Source organism: Flavobacterium sp. (genome assembly GCF_035292545.1).
Taxonomy (GTDB): domain Bacteria; phylum Bacteroidota; class Bacteroidia; order Flavobacteriales; family Flavobacteriaceae; genus Flavobacterium.
The window spans coordinates 120,986-138,043 of the sequence record NZ_DATDPV010000040.1 but is presented as its reverse complement, the minus strand read 5'-3'; the positions used below and the strand labels follow the sequence as shown (position 1 = coordinate 138,043).

16 protein-coding genes are annotated in these 17,058 nt (G+C 35.1%); 3 read left to right on the top strand and 13 right to left on the bottom strand.

The window, feature by feature from the left end; genetic code table 11:
* Positions 1–16 precede the first annotated feature (16 nt).
* Complete coding sequence (hemN, locus tag VI621_RS07275; RefSeq protein WP_324217714.1) at positions 17–1,381, top strand: oxygen-independent coproporphyrinogen III oxidase; 1,365 nt, start codon at positions 17–19, stop codon at positions 1,379–1,381.
* A 60-nt stretch (positions 1,382–1,441) separates the two neighbouring features.
* On the opposite strand, the gene VI621_RS07270 is transcribed toward hemN, so the two are convergent.
* From VI621_RS07270 to VI621_RS07230, 9 genes are all read right to left on the bottom strand, one after another.
* The gene (locus VI621_RS07270; protein WP_324217713.1) at positions 1,442–1,675 is read right to left on the bottom strand and encodes a YdcH family protein; all 234 of its coding nucleotides are present in this window, start codon (positions 1,673–1,675) and stop codon (positions 1,442–1,444) included.
* An 18-nt stretch (positions 1,676–1,693) separates the two neighbouring features.
* Complete coding sequence (locus VI621_RS07265) at positions 1,694–2,395, bottom strand: sulfite exporter TauE/SafE family protein (RefSeq protein ID WP_324217712.1); 702 nt, start codon at positions 2,393–2,395, stop codon at positions 1,694–1,696.
* Between the two features lie 64 nt (positions 2,396–2,459).
* Positions 2,460–2,909: a FixH family protein gene (locus VI621_RS07260; RefSeq protein ID WP_324217711.1), complete on the bottom strand. Its 450-nt coding sequence runs from the start codon at positions 2,907–2,909 to the stop codon at positions 2,460–2,462.
* 10 nt (positions 2,910–2,919) lie between these two features.
* Positions 2,920–4,341 (bottom strand): cytochrome c oxidase accessory protein CcoG, encoded by a 1,422-nt coding sequence (gene ccoG, locus VI621_RS07255; protein ID WP_324217710.1) that lies wholly within the window; start codon positions 4,339–4,341, stop codon positions 2,920–2,922.
* A gap of 39 nt (positions 4,342–4,380) precedes the next feature.
* Positions 4,381–5,265, bottom strand: coding sequence for a cbb3-type cytochrome c oxidase N-terminal domain-containing protein (locus VI621_RS07250; RefSeq protein WP_324217709.1), 885 nt, complete (start codon positions 5,263–5,265; stop codon positions 4,381–4,383).
* 26 nt (positions 5,266–5,291) lie between these two features.
* Positions 5,292–5,462 carry a CcoQ/FixQ family Cbb3-type cytochrome c oxidase assembly chaperone gene (locus VI621_RS07245; protein WP_324217708.1) on the bottom strand — a complete coding sequence of 57 codons (171 nt, stop codon included), beginning with the start codon at positions 5,460–5,462 and terminating at the stop codon, positions 5,292–5,294.
* 16 nt (positions 5,463–5,478) lie between these two features.
* Complete coding sequence (gene ccoN / locus VI621_RS07240; RefSeq protein ID WP_324217707.1) at positions 5,479–7,656, bottom strand: cytochrome-c oxidase, cbb3-type subunit I; 2,178 nt, start codon at positions 7,654–7,656, stop codon at positions 5,479–5,481.
* Between the two features lie 3 nt (positions 7,657–7,659).
* Complete coding sequence (gene ccoS, locus VI621_RS07235; RefSeq protein WP_324217706.1) at positions 7,660–7,851, bottom strand: cbb3-type cytochrome oxidase assembly protein CcoS; 192 nt, start codon at positions 7,849–7,851, stop codon at positions 7,660–7,662.
* A 108-nt stretch (positions 7,852–7,959) separates the two neighbouring features.
* A complete protein-coding gene (locus VI621_RS07230; RefSeq protein WP_324217705.1) occupies positions 7,960–10,374 on the bottom strand; it encodes a heavy metal translocating P-type ATPase in 2,415 nt (804 codons plus the stop codon).
* 111 nt (positions 10,375–10,485) lie between these two features.
* On the opposite strand from VI621_RS07230, the gene VI621_RS07225 reads away from it, so the two are divergent.
* Positions 10,486–11,166, top strand: a complete 681-nt coding sequence (locus tag VI621_RS07225; protein ID WP_324217704.1) for a Crp/Fnr family transcriptional regulator — start codon at positions 10,486–10,488, stop codon at positions 11,164–11,166.
* Between the two features lie 12 nt (positions 11,167–11,178).
* On the opposite strand, the gene VI621_RS07220 is transcribed toward VI621_RS07225, so the two are convergent.
* The 4 genes from VI621_RS07220 to def all read right to left on the bottom strand — a co-directional run bounded on the left by VI621_RS07220 (position 11,179) and on the right by def (position 14,633).
* On the bottom strand, positions 11,179–12,627 hold the full coding sequence (locus VI621_RS07220; RefSeq protein ID WP_324217703.1) for an APC family permease: 1,449 nt from the start codon (positions 12,625–12,627) through the stop codon (positions 11,179–11,181).
* A 42-nt stretch (positions 12,628–12,669) separates the two neighbouring features.
* Positions 12,670–13,443, bottom strand: a complete 774-nt coding sequence (mazG, locus tag VI621_RS07215) for a nucleoside triphosphate pyrophosphohydrolase (RefSeq protein WP_324217702.1) — start codon at positions 13,441–13,443, stop codon at positions 12,670–12,672.
* Between the two features lie 83 nt (positions 13,444–13,526).
* Entirely contained in the window at positions 13,527–14,006 is a 480-nt protein-coding gene (locus VI621_RS07210; protein WP_324217701.1) for a DUF5606 domain-containing protein, read from the bottom strand.
* A 39-nt stretch (positions 14,007–14,045) separates the two neighbouring features.
* Positions 14,046–14,633, bottom strand: a complete 588-nt coding sequence (gene def / locus VI621_RS07205) for a peptide deformylase (protein ID WP_324217700.1) — start codon at positions 14,631–14,633, stop codon at positions 14,046–14,048.
* Between the two features lie 197 nt (positions 14,634–14,830).
* Between def and VI621_RS07200 the strand changes: the two genes are divergently transcribed.
* Positions 14,831–17,044 (top strand): FUSC family protein, encoded by a 2,214-nt coding sequence (locus tag VI621_RS07200; RefSeq protein ID WP_324217699.1) that lies wholly within the window; start codon positions 14,831–14,833, stop codon positions 17,042–17,044.
* Positions 17,045–17,058 lie beyond the last annotated feature (14 nt).

Sequence of the window (17,058 nt, the reverse complement as noted above, 5' to 3'; positions counted from 1 at the left end):
GAAAAATGTCTTTGTTATGAAAAACTCCCTTCTTCAAAAATACAATGTTCCTGGCCCAAGATATACCAGTTATCCTACCGTTCCGTATTGGGACGAAACAGATTTTACGCAACGAATCTGGATAGATACACTTAAAAAATCATTCTCAGAGAGCAATATTTCAGAAGGAATAAGTCTTTACATCCATCTTCCTTTTTGTGAAAGTCTTTGCACTTTTTGCGGCTGTAACAAACGCATCACCAAAAATCATGATGTAGAAAATCAATATATTGAAGCCGTACTGAAAGAATGGGCGATGTATTGCGATATTCTTGATAAAAAACCTTCGATAAAAGAAATTCATTTAGGTGGAGGAACACCAACATTTTTTTCAACTCAAAATTTAGAGCATTTAATCAATGGTATTTTTAGTTCTGCCAATAAAGCCAAAGATTTCGAATTCAGTTTTGAAGGCCATCCAAACAATACGACACGAGACCATTTACAAAAACTGTATGATTTAGGTTTTCGAAGAGTGAGTTTTGGTGTGCAGGATTATTCTGAAAAAGTACAAAAAGCCATTCATCGTGATCAGCCTTTTCATAATGTGGCAAAAGTTACTTTTTGGGCCAGAGAAATAGGTTATACCTCGATTGGTCATGATATTATTTTTGGCTTGCCGTTTCAGGAAATCGAAGATGTAATTGACACCATTGAAAAAACAAAATCATTACAACCCGATAGATTAGCATTTTATAGTTACGCTCATGTGCCGTGGATAAAGGGAAATGGCCAACGCGGTTTTAAGGATGAAGATATTCCAAAAGACGAAAAGAAACGTATGCTTTACGAAACCGGGAAAAAATTATTGTATAAAAACGGATATCATGAAATTGGGATGGACCATTTTGCATTGAAAACCGATAGTTTATTCGATTCTTATCAAAACGGTAAATTACACCGCAATTTCATGGGTTACAGTTCTTCAAAAACACAGCTGATGATTGGTTTGGGCGTTTCTTCGATTAGCGATAGTTGGTATAGTTTTGCTCAAAACGTAAAAAAAATAGAAGACTATTATGAACTGTTGAAAAAAGACGAATTGCCTGTTTTCAGAGGGCATTTATTGACAGACGAAGACCTCATCATCAGAAAACACATTCTGAATCTGATGTGTCAATTTGAAACTTCCTGGAGTAACAAGTCGGACTATTTTGAAGAGATTCCAGAAGTTTTAATTCAATTGAAAGAAATGGAAAAGGACGGATTTATTTCCATTTTAAAAGACAGCATCCAGGTTACTGAAGCCGGAAAACCTTTTGTCCGTAATATTTGTATGGCGTTTGATTTACGTTTAAAACGAAAAGCACCGGAAACGGAATTGTTTTCCATGACCATTTAGAAATACTCAAAAACTAAAAAGCACGCCATTCAGCGTGCTTTTTTTATATAAAATGATAATTTAATTGTTCTCCAATATGGAGTATAACTCATCTTTCATGAACAATAATTTTGCTTTCAAAGAATGTGCATATTCATCCGTAGCGATTTCTACTCCGGTATTTATTCGATGGATTTCATGTTCCAATTCATGATATTCATCAAATAATTCTCTAAAATGAGGATTATCAGTTTTCAGCTGATGAATTTTTTCCTGGTATTCAGGAAATTCGTGTAATAAATCGTGTCTTTCCATAAAATTTTGTTTAAAATATTAATGACAATTGGGCTGTTCCTGTACAAACAAACTCATATTACTTGGTGAGAGATAAGGAATCCCTAATCCCAAACCTCTAAAAATAAACAACAATCCGATTACTACTGCTACAAAAGGAATCACTTTTTGTATTTTATTTCGAGTAGAAACAGTCAAAAAAGTATGGAGATAAACCACGATGCTCATCATCGGAACGGTTCCTAATCCGAACAAAATCATATATAAAACACCCAGACTTTCACTTTGCATCGCAATAGCTCCAAACAAAGCAACATAAACCATACCGCACGGTAAGAATCCATTAAGCAAACCGATCGTAAATAGTGATTTATATGTTTTGTTTTTGAATTGACTCCCTAAGGTAGTCTTTATTTTTGAAATTAATTTAAAAATGGGACTCGAAAAATTGTATTTCGCGAATTTTTTTTCTGGAATTAAAATAACAACAATCATGGCAACGCCAATAAATATCGATAATTTCTGCTGCATTCCGGCAATAAGAAATCCTTTCCCAACCAATCCGAAAATTAAGCCAATTGTAGCATAAGCCGACAATCTTCCGATGTGATAGGTAATAATCTGCGTTACTTTTTTTATAGGATTATTTCTGTCTACGGGTAACATCATAGCAATAGGGCCGCACATTCCGATGCAGTGAAAACTACTGATTAAACCGAAGATGAAAGCCGTGTAAAGCATTATTAATTATGAGTTATTAATTATGAATTATGGGGTACATTAAGCTGATAATTCATAAGTTTACTTAATTGATATAAATTGTTTCTTTGGTTAAATACTGTTTCCCTTCGTATTCCCATTCCATATTAATGTCCCAGCGACCGCCTGCCAAATCTGATTTAGGTATGAGCAAAGATGGATTAGATAAAGAAATGGGAATTTCGAAATCTAATTTTTTGTTAGACGGTCTGTAAAGGGACACTTTTCCTTTAACTTGTTTTGGAATAAATGTGTCTGGAAAAACTATTTTTATTCCTTCGGAAATAGTTGTTATTGTTGGTTTGTCAGCTAAATCCTCAGCATTTTGAACCCTAATCATTTCTTCTCCAAAACGAGCATCCTGCTTGTAATATTCTTCCACAACCAATTCATTATCATACGTTGAATCCGATTGTACTTTGATTACAAAATATAAAATGAAGGTCATAAATAATGCAATTGCAATGACAATTCCTGTTCCCCAATTGATTTTCATATTTTATTTTTTAATTAAAACTTCGTGGTCCTAAAAAATTTGTTGTAGTAGTTTCAAGCAATTTTTTTCCATCAAAAACACCAATTTTCAATTTGGTTTTATCGCCTTCAAGTTGCACTTGTTTGATTTCTATAAAAAGAGTTCCCTGAGAAATACCTTGATTTATGACTTTAAAATGTTGTTTTCCCACTTTTTTAATTTCTCCTGAATGAGAGATTAATTCAAAATGAATATCATTATAATCTTTAATCGTTTTGTTTACAATTTTATAGGTATATACATTACTGATTTTGTCGCCATCATGCTGAAAAAGTTGTCCCGGTAAACGCAAGATGGTGGCTTCGACATCATTCCTTAAGAATAACATTCCCACTAAAATTCCCATCAAAATAGCTAAAACCGCCGTATATCCTTTCATTCTTGCGGTGAATCTGAAAGGTTCTTTCTTTTCTATTTCATCTTCGGTTGCATAACGAATCAGTCCTTTTGGCAAACCAACGCCCTCCATAATTGTATCGCATTCATCGATACATGCAGTGCAGTTTGTGCATTCTAATTGGGTTCCGTTTCTGATGTCAATTCCCATCGGACAAACATTGACACATTGTTTACAATCAATACAATCGCCTTTTCCTGATGAATCTCTGTCTTCCTGCTTATTGAATTTGGCTCTTCCCTGCTCTTTTTCGCCACGAACAAAGTCATAGGCAACATTTATAGATTTATTGTCTAAAAGCACGCCTTGTAATCTTCCGTATGGGCAGGCAATGATACAAACTTGTTCTCTAAACCAAACAAACACAAAGTAAAAAACACCAGTAAAAATCAATAATGCAATAAAATTGCTTGACTGACTTAACGGTCCTTCTTTCACCATTAAATACAACTCGTCACTTCCGACTATATAAGCCAGAAAAACATTCGCAATCAGAAATGAAATCACAAAAAAGATAAACCATTTCAGTCCGCGTTTTCTGATTTTTTCTGCATTCCATTCTTGTTTTGACAAACGCATTTGCGAACCTCGATCACCATCAATCCAATATTCTATTCTTCTGAAAACCAATTCTAGAAAAATGGTCTGGGGACAAATCCATCCGCAAAATATCCGTCCAAAAACAACGGTAAAAAGAATGACAAAAACCACTCCAACCAACATTGATATGACAAATAAATAGAAATCCTGTGGCCAAAAAGGGAATCCAAAAATATTAAAACGACGTTCCAATACATTGAACAACATGAATTGATTCCCATTTACCTTAATAAATGGATTTGCAACAAGAATTGCCAATAAAAAATAACTTACATATTTTCTATAGTCATAAAGCTTTCCACTTGGTTTTTTTGGGAAAATAAATTTACGTTTTCCTTTTTCATCAATCGTTCCAATAGTATCTCTAAAAGCATCATCATCAAACGGGGTAGACATATTTTTTATTTTACTTTAGCGCTATTTATGTAGCCACTGTTATTTCGCTGCTTCAACCCAAACTTCGCCTTCAGGAGCTTTTGGTTCTTTTGGATTACTTCCTTTTAAAGATAAAATATAACTTGATACTTGCTGAATCTCTTTTGGTTTAAGCGTTCCCTTCCAGGCAATCATTCCTTTAGAATCTCGTCCGCCATTTGTTATGGTATGAAAAACTTCTTTTATACCGCCTCCCAAAATCCATTGGTCATCTGTTAAGTTTGGCCCAACCATTCCTCCGGCATCCGCTCTGTGGCAAGCTGCGCAATTGGCAGTGTAAATTGTTTTTCCTGATGCTAAATCTGCCGGTTCGGTTGATAAGGTAACCGTTTTTTCGTCCATTAAATCCGGAGCAGTTTTCTTATATTCTTCGACATCAATTTTGGCTTGAGCCATTTCTTTTTTGAATTCCATTTCCTGGTTATCGCCTCCCATGATTTCATATTGCACCAAATAAACGCCTGCAAAAAGGATAGAAGCATAGAATAAATATTTCCACCACGTAGGCAAATTATTATCCAATTCTTTGATTCCATCATAATCATGATGTAACAAAAGACTTGCTTCGCTCTCTACTGATTCTTGTTTAGTCAGTGAGTTCATCATTTTTTTATACCATCCGTCTGATTTTAAACGCAATTCATTTTCTTCCTGCAATTTCTTTTTTTCCTCGTCTGTGAGCAAAATATAAGTAATATTATCGATTGCACTTACTGTAATTTCTATAGCAATCAGAAGAAACAGAAATACAAACAAAAACAAGGCAACCATTGGAAATTTTATAAAAGCTGGACGGTCTCCAGAGTCAATGAAATATTCCATTGCTCCAAAAATGGCAAAGAAAATAACGGGGACTCTAACGTATGCTGGGATTAATTTTTTCATTTTCTAAATTTTAAAAAATTATACTTTTAATTGTCTTCTAATGGCATTTGGCTCAACTCATTTATTCTTTCTTTTTTATAAGAAGCAACCCAGAATCCGAGTACAACAAAAAAAATAAAGAAAATCAACAACGATACGATTGGATATACTGCAACTCCTGCAATGGTTTCCATATTGTGTTTTATTTGTTCGAACATAACTGTTATTATTTAATTATTTTTTTACCTTAATATCCGTTCCCAATCGTTGGATGTAGGCTATCATGGCAACAATTTCTCTTTCGTGCATCGGTACAAATTTTTCTCCTTTAGCTTGGGCCGCTTTCTTGCCATTTTCATAGCTTTTCACAAAATCAGGATCAGAATTTAAATTTTCTTCAATTTTTAGCGATTGTGCTTTTATAGCATTTTTAGCATTTGCAATTTCAGCATCAGTATAGGGAACGCCAAGGGTTTTCATGGCTTTCATTTTGTCTTCGATATTCGAAATATCCAAAGCTTCATTATCAAACATCCATTTGTATCCTGGCATGATTGAACCTGCCGAAGTACTTTGTGGATCCCATAAGTGGTTGAAATGCCAATTGTCATTGTATTTCCCTCCAACTCTCAATAAATCCGGTCCGGTTCTTTTTGATCCCCAAAGAAATGGATGATCATAAACAAATTCTCCTGCTTTAGATTGTGGACCATAACGTTCTACTTCACTTCGGAAAGGGCGCACCATTTGAGAGTGACAACCCACACAACCTTCACGGATATATAAGTCACGTCCTTCCAATTCTAATGGTGTATAAGGTTTTACGCTCGCAATAGTTGGAATATTAGATTTCACCATAATCGTTGGAACAATTTGGATTACTCCACCAATTAAAATGGCTACTGTAGCTAAAATTGTCAATTGAATAGGTCTTCTTTCTAACCATGGGTGGAATTTTTCTCCTTTTACTCTACCCTTGCTGATTTTTTGTAATTCAGGAGCTTCGGCTAATTCATCTTCGATTGCTGCGTTTGCTCTAACCGTTTTGATAATATTGTAAACCAAAACAAACATTCCAATTAGATACAAAGTTCCTCCTATTGCACGCATCCAATACATTGGCATAATTTGCGTCACGGTTTCAAGGAAGTTTCCATACGTTAAAGTTCCGTCCGGATTAAATTGTTTCCACATCAAATGTTGCTGAAATCCAGCCACATACATCGGAAGTGTATAAAGTATAATTCCTAAAGTTCCAATCCAAAAGTGGAAGTTGGCCAATTTAACAGAAAATAAAGCACCTTTGGTCATTCTTGGAACCAACCAATAAATCATACCGAAAGCCATAAATCCGTTCCATGCTAAAGCACCAACGTGAACGTGTGCAATAATCCAATCGGTAAAATGCGCAATAGCATTTACATTTTTAAGCGATAACATTGGTCCTTCAAAAGTCACCATTCCATAACCGGTAATGGCCACAACGAAGAATTTTAATACAGGATCTACACGTACTTTATCCCAAACGCCTCTCAAAGTCAAAAGTCCGTTTATCATTCCACCCCAAGAAGGTGCCAGTAACATAATTGAAAAAACAACCCCTAAATTCTGTGCCCAGTTTGGCAATGCTGAATATAGTAAATGGTGTGGACCAGCCCAGATATATAAAAATATTAAAGACCAAAAGTGAACAATTGATAATCGATAAGAATATACTGGACGGTTTGCCGCTTTTGGAATAAAATAATACATCAGTCCTAAATAAGGTGTTGTAAGGAAAAATGCTACTGCATTATGACCATACCACCATTGAACCAAAGCATCCTGAACTCCTGCATAAACAGAATAACTTTTCATTGCAGATACCGGCAACGACAAACTATTAAAAATATGCAAAACCGCAACGGTTACGAAAGTTGCCAAGTAAAACCAAATCGCAACATATAAATGGCGCTCTCTTCTTTTTAAGATTGTTCCGATCATATTAATACCAAAAACAACCCAAATCAATGTAATGGCAATATCAATTGGCCATTCCAATTCGGCGTATTCTTTTGATGACGTATAACCTAATGGCAGTGAAATTGCTGCGGCGACGATAATTAATTGCCATCCCCAGAAGTTAATATTACTCAATAAATCACTATACATCCTTGCTTTCAGCAATCGTTGCAAAGAGTAATAAATCCCTGCAAACATGGCATTTCCAACAAAGGCAAAAATAACTGCATTAGTATGTAATGGCCTTAATCTTCCAAAACTCAACCATGAAATTCCATCCGTCAGGTTTGGAAACAAAAACATAGTAGCCAATATAAGACCGACTAACATTCCAACTACTCCAAAAATAATGGTGGCATAAATAAACTTTTTGACAATTTTGTTGTCATAATAAAACTGCTGCATTTCCATAAATTAAATTTGTTTTTCTTCTGTTGTTTGTAGATTCTTTTGGGGTGCTTTTTTGATTTCGTCGTCAAAAAGCATTCTGACAGACGGCGTGTAATCGTCGTCATATTGCCCTGTTTTTACTGCGAAAATAAATGCAATAAAAAAGACAACCGCAACGATTATACTGATGGAGATTAATAAATAAATGACACTCATACCTTAATTTGTGTTAAACAAAATTACATTGCTGCTTTATTAAAAAATATGACATTTATCATACTTATTTTTTTGTGTTAAATATATCTGAAAAAACATTTATAAACATTATAAATTTCTTTTCATACCTGCATAATAATTACTCATAATTGTCACAAAACTTACAATCGTTATTGTGCTCAAAGGCATTATAATGGCCGCAACCAAAGGCAACAAATTTCCCGTAATAGCAAAAGACAATCCGACCACATTATACAAAAGCGATAATGCAAAGCTCATTTTGATAGTAGTAATGGATTTTTTAGACAGTTTCAAAAAATAGTTCAGTTTTTGAAATTCATTTGCATCCAAAATTGCATCGCAGGCCGGTGAAAAAACATTGACATTTTCTGAAATCGAAATCCCGACATTACTTTGCGCCAGTGCTCCGGCATCATTCAGCCCATCGCCAACCATCATGACATTGCTTCCGTTTTCCTGTAACTTTTTTATGAATTCTAATTTTTGTTCCGGTTTCTGATTGAAAATCAATTCGGTTCCTTTAGGTAATAATTTCTCTAAAGTGGAACGTTCTCCTTCATTATCACCTGACAAAACTTTGATTTGATAATTCGTGCTTAAATTTCTGAAAAGCTGTTCTAATCCTTCTCTATATTGGTTATTGAAAATGTATTTCCCGTAATAAATACCATCAATCTTAATATGAACCGAAGTTTGCTGAATGCTGTTCTCTTCCGATTTTTCTACAAAAGCAGCCGAACCAATTTGAATCTGATATCCAAAAATTTGAGCTTGAATTCCCTTTCCGGTAATTTCCTCAAAATGATCCACTTTTATCTTTTCGGTTTCTTTCGCGGATTTACTTTGCAAAATTTGAACAGGCAAATACTCATATAACATTCTGCTCAATGGATGATTCGAAGCCCGAAGTACATTTTTTATCAACAATAAATTTTCATCCGAAAGTATCTTCCCTTCATAAGAAATATTCGATTTTTTATTGGTCGTAATTGTTCCTGTTTTATCAAAAACTATCGTGTCTACTTTGGCTAATTGTTCGATAACCAAAGCATTTTTTAAATAAAATTTCTGTTTACCCAAAATCCTTAAAATATTCCCCATCGTAAACGGCGCTGTTAATGCCAGGGCACATGGACATGCTACGATTAATACCGCGGTAAAAACATTAAAAGCCGTATCGGTATCAATAAAAATCCAATAGCCAAAACCGGAAAAGGCTATCAATAATAAAATGGGGGTAAAATAACGGCTGATGCTGTCCGTTATAGTTTTGTGTTTTTGCTCCACATTTTTCTGAAACACATCATTGCTCCACAATTGCGTTAAGTAGCTTTGCGAAACCGAATGTAAGACTTCCATTTCGATGATTTTACCGATTTGTTTTCCGCCGGCAAATATCTTATCTCCTGATTTTTTAGTAATCGGAATGGCTTCTCCGGTAACAAAACTATAATCGATTTCCGCTTTTTCGCTAATCAAAATGCCATCCACCGGAATGAGTTCCTGATTTCTGATCAGCAATCGATCTCCTTTTTGAATATCATAAATTGGAACGCTTTCTTCGGAAGTATCTGTATTTATTTTGGTAATAGCAATCGGAAAATAGGATTTAAAATCCCGTTCGAAACTCAAAAAACTATAGGTTTTGATTTGGAACATTTTGCCTAAAAGCATAAAGAAAATCAATCCGGTTAAGCTGTCGAAAAAACCCGAACCATGATCCATAATAATATCGGAAGTACTTCGCACAAACATCACAATAATTCCCAAAGCAATCGGAATATCGATATTCAGCATTTTGGTTTTGATACTTTTATAGGCAGAAACATAGTAACCGCTCGCCGAATAAAAGAATGAAGGCAATGATAAGAAGAAAATCAGCCAACGGAAAAAAGGTTTGTAATTATCCAACCAAAATTCTTTAACTTCGAAATATTCGGGAAACGAAAGCAGCATGATGTTTCCAAAACAAAAGAAAGCGACTCCTAATTTATAGGTTAAACTCCTGTCTACATTATTCTTGCCGGTTTCATAATTTTCTAAACTGATATAGGGTTCATAACCAATAGAACTCAGCAAATAAACAATAGTTTTGAGTGAAACCGTTTCAGGATTGAATGTTATTCGGACTTTCTTTTCGGGAAAATTAACCTGTGAAGTGCTTATTCCTTTTTGAAGACGGTGTAGATTTTCCAGAATCCAAATACACGAACTACAGTGAATATGAGGAATGTTGAGTGAAACAATAGCGGTTGTATCCTCCTGAAATTCCAATAATTTTGAAACGATGCTTTCATTGTCTAAAAAATCATACTTTCCATTAATATCCTGCGGGGTTGCTCCAGGTGATTTTTCAAAATCGTAATAGCATGTCAAATCATTGAGGCTAAAAATTTCGTACACGGTTTTGCAACCATTGCAACAAAAACTTTTTTCATCAAAATTAATTTCTTCTATTTTTACAATATTTAAACCACAATGGAAACAGTTTTGTGTGTCCATAAACTTTGCTCATTTTACCTTTTGCAAAGGTTAGAAATTGAATGTATTAAATATATGATATTTGTCATATAAAGTCGTAATTTTGTAAAGCCCAAATAAATACTATATACCATGAGCAAATGCGAACAATGTATTGTAAGAGAATTCAGCTCACTGAAATCGCTTAATAAAGATGAACTTCTCAAACTTGCTGATTGCAAAACAACAAAAACCATTAAAAAAGGTGAAGTCATTTTTGAAGAAGGCGAAAATGTAAATGGAATTTATTGCATAAAAGACGGGATTTGCAAACTCACAAAATTGAGTCCAAATGGCAAAGACCATATTGTGAAACTGGTTGCAAAAGGAGAATTATTGGGTCAACGCTCTATGATTAGTGACGAACCGGTAAATTTGAGCGCCGTTGCTCTAGAGGACATGCACGTTTGTTTTATTCCGAAAACCGAAGTAATGGGTTTCTTTGACAAAAACAATCAATTTTCGATGAGTGTGATGAAATCTATCTGTGGGGATTTGAAAGATGCGGATGATCTTATGGTTAATTTGGCACAGAAAAACGTGAAAGAAAGATTAGCTATTACACTCCTTTATTTGCATGACACCTTTGGTAAAAACGAAGATGACACCTTAAAAGTCCAACTTTCAAGAGACGAATTAGCCAGCATGATTGGTACCGCAACAGAAAGTTGTATTCGTTTGTTATCTGATTTTAAAAAATTAGGGCTGATTGAATTGATTGGAAAAAAGATTGTTCTGAAAGACATTGCCAAGCTTAAAAAATTAGCTGAATAATAATCTCACATTTTAGTCTTTCTTATTCATTACAAAATAATATACCGGAATCCCCAACGCTACAATACACAATCCTAAGCCGGTGTTGAAGGTATCATAAACTAATAAAATTCCGCAAATTGCTGTTGTAACAACGATATACAAAGCCGGAATAACAGGATAACCAAAAGCTCTATAAGGTCTTTCTGCATTGGGCTCTTTCTTTCTTAAAATGAAAACACCCAAAATCGTCAAAATATAAAACAATAATGACGCGAAAGTAGCATACGTCAGTAAATCCCCAAATTTACCGGAAACACAAAGTACACAAGCCCAAATACACTGTACCCATAAGGCTTTGGCCGGAACCTGGTTTTTATTGAGTTCTTTTGCTTGTTTAAAAAACAATCCGTCATTTGCCATCGCAAAAAACAATCTTCCGCCAGAAAGAATCAATCCGCTGTTACAACCAAAAGTGGAAACCATGATTAATGCCGCCATGACAAAAACGCCGACATTTCCCATAATCATACTCGCTGCGGCCGCTCCTATTCTGTCGTTACTGGCAAACATGATTCCGCTATTAAAAATATCGGAAGCATTTGGAGTTCCATTTATTGGTAGTAAAGCCAAATAAGCAACATTTGCCAAAACATAAATTACGGTTACTATCAAAGTTCCCAGAAACAAACTTCGCGGAATATTCTTTTTCGGATCTTTAATTTCTCCGGCAATAAAAGTAACATTATTCCAGGCATCGCTCGAGAATAATGAATTGATCATGGTGGCACCGGCAGCTCCCAAAAGCGCCATTCCGGCCAATTTTGTTACCGTAATCGTCCCATCAGAATTGACGATCGTTTTACTTGCCTGCCACATGTTTGTGAAATTATCAGACAACACATCCGTTTGCAAACCAACATATAATCCTAAAATAATCAGGGAAAAAAGAGCAAACAGTTTTGCGGAAGTAAATGTTAATTGAACTATTTTTCCGGTTTTAACCCCTTTTGTATTGATATAAGTCAATAAAACAATACTCAAAATAGCCAGAACCTTACTGTTTGAAAAAGCAAAATTGGAACCAACCGTAAAAAGTACATTATCCAAAACAGGGAAAAAAATCGCGGCATAATTGGCAAAAGTAACCGCAATTGCGGCAATAACACCCGTTTGAATTACCGTAAAAACCGTCCATCCATAAAGAAACGAAACCAATCTTCCATAAGCACGTTGAATGTAAACGAATTGTCCTCCGGCGTTAGGCATCATTCCAGCTAATTCTCCATAACTCAATGCAGCCGCAACCGTAATTAAACCTGTCACCAACCAAATCACTAAAAGCCAGGCTGCTGAACCAATATCTCTGGCCATGGCTGATGTTACAATAAAAATTCCGGAACCTATCATGGAACCGGCAACTAAACTGGTCGCATCTATTAATCCTAAGGAACGTTTTAATTCCGTTTTATGTTCTGACATTTAGACTGTTTTGGTTTTCAAATATAGTAGAAAATTGGTAAATTATAACTTCTTTGCTTCGTTCCAGAAAACATCCATCTCGGCCAAAGTCATATCCATTAAAGGTTTACCCAATTCCCCGGCTTTACTTTCCAGATACTGAAAACGTTTGATGAATTTTTTATTGGTTCGTTCCAAAGCGTCTTCGGGATTTACGTTTAAAAACCGTGCATAATTAATCATTGAAAAGAGCACGTCGCCAAACTCGGCTTCAATTTTATCCTGATCTCCGGCCTCGACCTCAACCTGCAATTCCTGCAACTCTTCCTGGACTTTATCCCAAACCTGATGTGATTCTTCCCAATCAAATCCTACGCCTTTTACTTTGTCCTGAATCCTGCTGGCTTTTACTAATGCCGGCAAACTTTTTGGCACCCCTTCCAAAACTGATTTTTTCCCTTCTTTGAGTTTTAGTTTTTCCCAGTTTTGTTTCACTTCTTCCTCATCTTTTACAACGGTATCGCTGTAAATATGTGGATGACGATGAATGAGTTTATCACAAATTTCATTGCAGACATCTGCCATATCAAAATCGTTGGTTTCGCTTCCGATTTTAGCATAAAAAACAATATGTAACAACAAATCTCCCAGTTCTTTCTTGACTTCGCTTAAATCATTATCCAAAATGGCATCCCCCAATTCATAAGTTTCTTCGATGGTCAGGTGACGTAAAGTTTGCATGGTTTGCTTTTTATCCCAAGGACATTTTTCGCGTAAATCGTCCATGATATCCAAAAGTCTCTCGAAAGCCTGTAGTTGTTTTTGTCTAGAATTCATAAGGGTTTGATTTTTGTAAAAATATGAAATCCTGTCTCGAAAAGTATCGTGACAGGATTAAAATATATTTTCTAATAGGAAAATTACTCTTTTTCGGCTTTTGCTTTTTTGGCAGGAGTTTTAACTTCTGCAACTACTTCTGCTTCCGGAGCTTCTTCTTTTTTCTCGGCTACTGGAGCTTCTTTTGAAACCATTCCTTTTGCCTGTAACATGTTGTACCAGTTCAGAACTTTCTTAATATCCGAAGGATATACCCTGTCCTGATCGTAATCCGGAAGAATTTCTTTGAAATAAGCAACCAATTTCGCGTTTTCTTCTTTATGAGATAATGCAGGTCCATTGTCTTCTTTGACAGCGATATTTCTCATTACTTCTGCCAAAGGTTTCTCTTCGCTTTGTGTGTACATTGAAATCTCTGACAATAAACTCACATTACTTTTTAAACCAACGGTGATTTTTTTACCATCCAATAAAGATTCAGCTACAAAACCAGAGCGTGTTTGAACTTTTAATGCATACAAACCTGGTTTCCCAGAAATGGCTAATATTTTTTCTAAATTCATTTTAAAAATTATTTATATTGAAATTAATTTATTTTTTAATTATCGGCCTTTTTTGGCCACAAACTTCATTTTGTAATCAGGTCGGGTTTTACCTTCCATAATGTTTTGAAGTTTTCTTTGGATTAAACGTTTTTTTAGTGACGATATTTTATCAGTAAATAAAATCCCTTCGATATGATCATACTCGTGTTGAATCACTCTGGCAATCAAGCCATCAAAAACCTCAGTTTTTTTGTTGAAATCCTCATCAAAATATTCGATAGTGATTTTTTCGTTTCTGTAAACGTCTTCTCGCACTTCCGGAATACTTAAACATCCTTCATTAAAACCCCATTCTTCCCCTTCTTCTTTTAACATTTTAGCGTTAATGAAAGTTCGTTTGAAATTTTTCAATTGGTTTTGCTCTTCATTCGATAAATCCTCATCTTCTCCAAAAGGAGTCGTATCAATCACAAACAAACGAATCGCCAATCCAACTTGTGGAGCAGCAAGTCCAACACCACAGGCATTGTACATCGTTTCATGCATATTCTCAATCACTTCTTTTAAATTTGGATATTCAGGAGCAATCTCCTCACCTATTTTTCTCAAAACAGGATCACCATACCCTATAATTGGTAAAATCATTTTTGTTGTATTACGTATTATCTACAATGTATTCGGGAAATTTTTCCTCAAATACGGATGGCAAAAATAGTGAAAAAATAGACATTGGATTGTTCCAAATTGATAATTAGCAAATTTTTATAATTTTGTCTTAAATCATGGGGGTTAATGCCCTCCATAAATCATACAATTCTTACCTTTGCCAGTAATCCGATTTTATGGTTTATCAAATCCGAAAATTTACCGACAGCATGAATTTTGCCAATGCAACGAAAGTTACTATTGCTGCGGCTATTCCTGTAATTCTATTTTCTTACCTTGAGTTGTTTCAGCTTGGATTTACCATAGCAATTGGGGCTTTACTGACATTTCCGAGTGATATCTCCAGTAATTTAAGACACAAAATCAACGGAATTCTAGTAGCCTCTATAATTGTTGCAGGAAGTGCTTTGGCCATCAATATGGTTTATCCTTATCCCTGGTTTTTTTATCCGGTATTGATTTTATTGATTTTTTTATTATCGATGATTTCCGTTTATGGACATCGGGCTACATTGGTCTCCTTTTCAGGTTTACTATCCGTTTGTTTGGCTTTTAGCCAAATGTATGAAGGCTGGCAATTGTTGCAACACTGTGGATTAATACTGGCTGGCGGTTTATTTTATCTAGTGATTTCTCTGATTTTTTACTATATCAGACCTTATCGTTATGTCGAAATACAAATCGCGGAATGCATCCATTTGACTTCCAAATACTTAAAGTTAAGAGGTGATTTATGGAAAGCCAATGCCGACAAACCGGCTATTATCAAAAAACAACTTCAACTTCAGGTCGAACTGAACGCCATTCATGAAAATTTAAGGGAAGTTCTTATTGGAAATCGAACCAGTTCGGGATCTTCGAATCAAAATAGAAAGATGCTCATCGTTTTTATTTCTTTGGTAGAAATATTAGAATTGGCCTTATCTACTTCGTTTGATCATGATAAATTACATCAAAAATTCCAAAATCATCCGAAGGTTTTGGCTACTTATCAAAACTTGGCCTACAATCTTGCGGCAACTTTAAAACAATTGTCAAAAAGTGTGGAAAGCAGATCCAAATATGTTTCGAAACATAAGTTATTTGACGATATGAATGCGCTGGAACTTGCCATCACCGATTATGAAAATGATTTGGGAAAAACGGCCGCTTCCGAAGGTGTGTTTATGCTAACCACCATGCTTCAATATGCCGAAAAACAAGTTGAAAAGATAAAAATCGTGGAACGTGCTTTTACTTTAGCTATCAATCCACAAGATTTTAAAGGAAAAGATAAAGATTTAGAAAAATTTCTGACCCCACAATATTACCCTTTGAGCACTTTAATTGAAAATTTGAGTTTCTCCTCCACAATTTTCAGGCATTCGCTGCGGTTAACGGTTACGATTTTGATTGCTTTTGTTATTGGTCAAATGCTGCCTTTTCAAAATGTATATTGGATTTTATTGACCATTGTCGTTATCATGCGACCCGGTTATGGCTTGACAAAACAACGTTCATTTCAACGGATTTTCGGCACCATTTTAGGCGGTCTGATTGCTTTCGGGATTCTTTTGGTAATTCATAATACTATTGTAATCGGTGCATTGGCAGTTATTGCCATGATTTTTGGATTTGCATTTTCTCAGACAAATTATAAAATCGGCGCTACTTTCGTAACCATTTATGTGGTTTTTATTTATGGAATTCTGACTCCAAATATCGTTGATGTCGTTCAATATCGCATTTTAGATACTTTGGTCGGAGCGGTTTTGGCATTTCTCGCCAATTACTTTTTATGGCCGTCGTGGGAGTTTTTAAACATTCCGGTTTATCTGGAGAAATCCATTGAAGCCAATCGAAATTATTTAAAGGAAATTTCCATTTTTTATAATAAAAAAGGGGAAGTCTCTACTTCTTATAAGTTAGCCCGAAAACATGCTTTCATCGAAATTGGCAATCTGATGGCTTCTTTCCAAAGAATGGCACAAGAACCCAAATCGAAACAAAAACAATTGCCACAAGTCTATAAATTGGCGGTGCTAAATCACACTTTACTTTCTTCATCTGCATCAATGGGAACTTATATCCAATCGCATAAAACAACATCAGCCTCGGAAGCTTTTAATGTGGTGGTAGACACCGTGATTAAAAATTTGGATAATGCTATTTTGCTTTTAAAAGAGAATAATATCGGGTCTCCAGAAAACACCCATAAAGAAGAATTGGCCATGCGCTTTACCGAACTGAAAAACATTCGCACTAAAGAATTAAAAGAAGGAAATCCGATTGATGAAGAGGCTTTTCAATTGAAAATGCAGGAAGCACAATTGGTTATTGAACAATTAATCTGGCTCACCAACTTAACGGAAAACATAGTAAAAGCTACAAAAGAATTGAAAAACGCTTAGACTCAAATTCCGAT

What these genes read in the sequence shown, in the direction of transcription:
- hemN (WP_324217714.1), top strand. Translation starts at nt 17, where the DNA reads ATGAAAAACTCCCTTCTTCAAAAATACAATGTTCCTGGCCCAAGATAT.
- VI621_RS07270 (WP_324217713.1), bottom strand. Translation starts at nt 1,675, where the DNA reads ATGGAAAGACACGATTTATTACACGAATTTCCTGAATACCAGGAAAAA.
- VI621_RS07265 (WP_324217712.1), bottom strand. Translation starts at nt 2,395, where the DNA reads ATGCTTTACACGGCTTTCATCTTCGGTTTAATCAGTAGTTTTCACTGC.
- VI621_RS07260 (WP_324217711.1), bottom strand. Translation starts at nt 2,909, where the DNA reads ATGAAAATCAATTGGGGAACAGGAATTGTCATTGCAATTGCATTATTT.
- ccoG (WP_324217710.1), bottom strand. Translation starts at nt 4,341, where the DNA reads ATGTCTACCCCGTTTGATGATGATGCTTTTAGAGATACTATTGGAACG.
- VI621_RS07250 (WP_324217709.1), bottom strand. Translation starts at nt 5,265, where the DNA reads ATGAAAAAATTAATCCCAGCATACGTTAGAGTCCCCGTTATTTTCTTT.
- VI621_RS07245 (WP_324217708.1), bottom strand. Translation starts at nt 5,462, where the DNA reads ATGTTCGAACAAATAAAACACAATATGGAAACCATTGCAGGAGTTGCA.
- ccoN (WP_324217707.1), bottom strand. Translation starts at nt 7,656, where the DNA reads ATGGAAATGCAGCAGTTTTATTATGACAACAAAATTGTCAAAAAGTTT.
- ccoS (WP_324217706.1), bottom strand. Translation starts at nt 7,851, where the DNA reads ATGAGTGTCATTTATTTATTAATCTCCATCAGTATAATCGTTGCGGTT.
- VI621_RS07230 (WP_324217705.1), bottom strand. Translation starts at nt 10,374, where the DNA reads ATGGACACACAAAACTGTTTCCATTGTGGTTTAAATATTGTAAAAATA.
- VI621_RS07225 (WP_324217704.1), top strand. Translation starts at nt 10,486, where the DNA reads ATGAGCAAATGCGAACAATGTATTGTAAGAGAATTCAGCTCACTGAAA.
- VI621_RS07220 (WP_324217703.1), bottom strand. Translation starts at nt 12,627, where the DNA reads ATGTCAGAACATAAAACGGAATTAAAACGTTCCTTAGGATTAATAGAT.
- mazG (WP_324217702.1), bottom strand. Translation starts at nt 13,443, where the DNA reads ATGAATTCTAGACAAAAACAACTACAGGCTTTCGAGAGACTTTTGGAT.
- VI621_RS07210 (WP_324217701.1), bottom strand. Translation starts at nt 14,006, where the DNA reads ATGAATTTAGAAAAAATATTAGCCATTTCTGGGAAACCAGGTTTGTAT.
- def (WP_324217700.1), bottom strand. Translation starts at nt 14,633, where the DNA reads ATGATTTTACCAATTATAGGGTATGGTGATCCTGTTTTGAGAAAAATA.
- VI621_RS07200 (WP_324217699.1), top strand. Translation starts at nt 14,831, where the DNA reads ATGGTTTATCAAATCCGAAAATTTACCGACAGCATGAATTTTGCCAAT.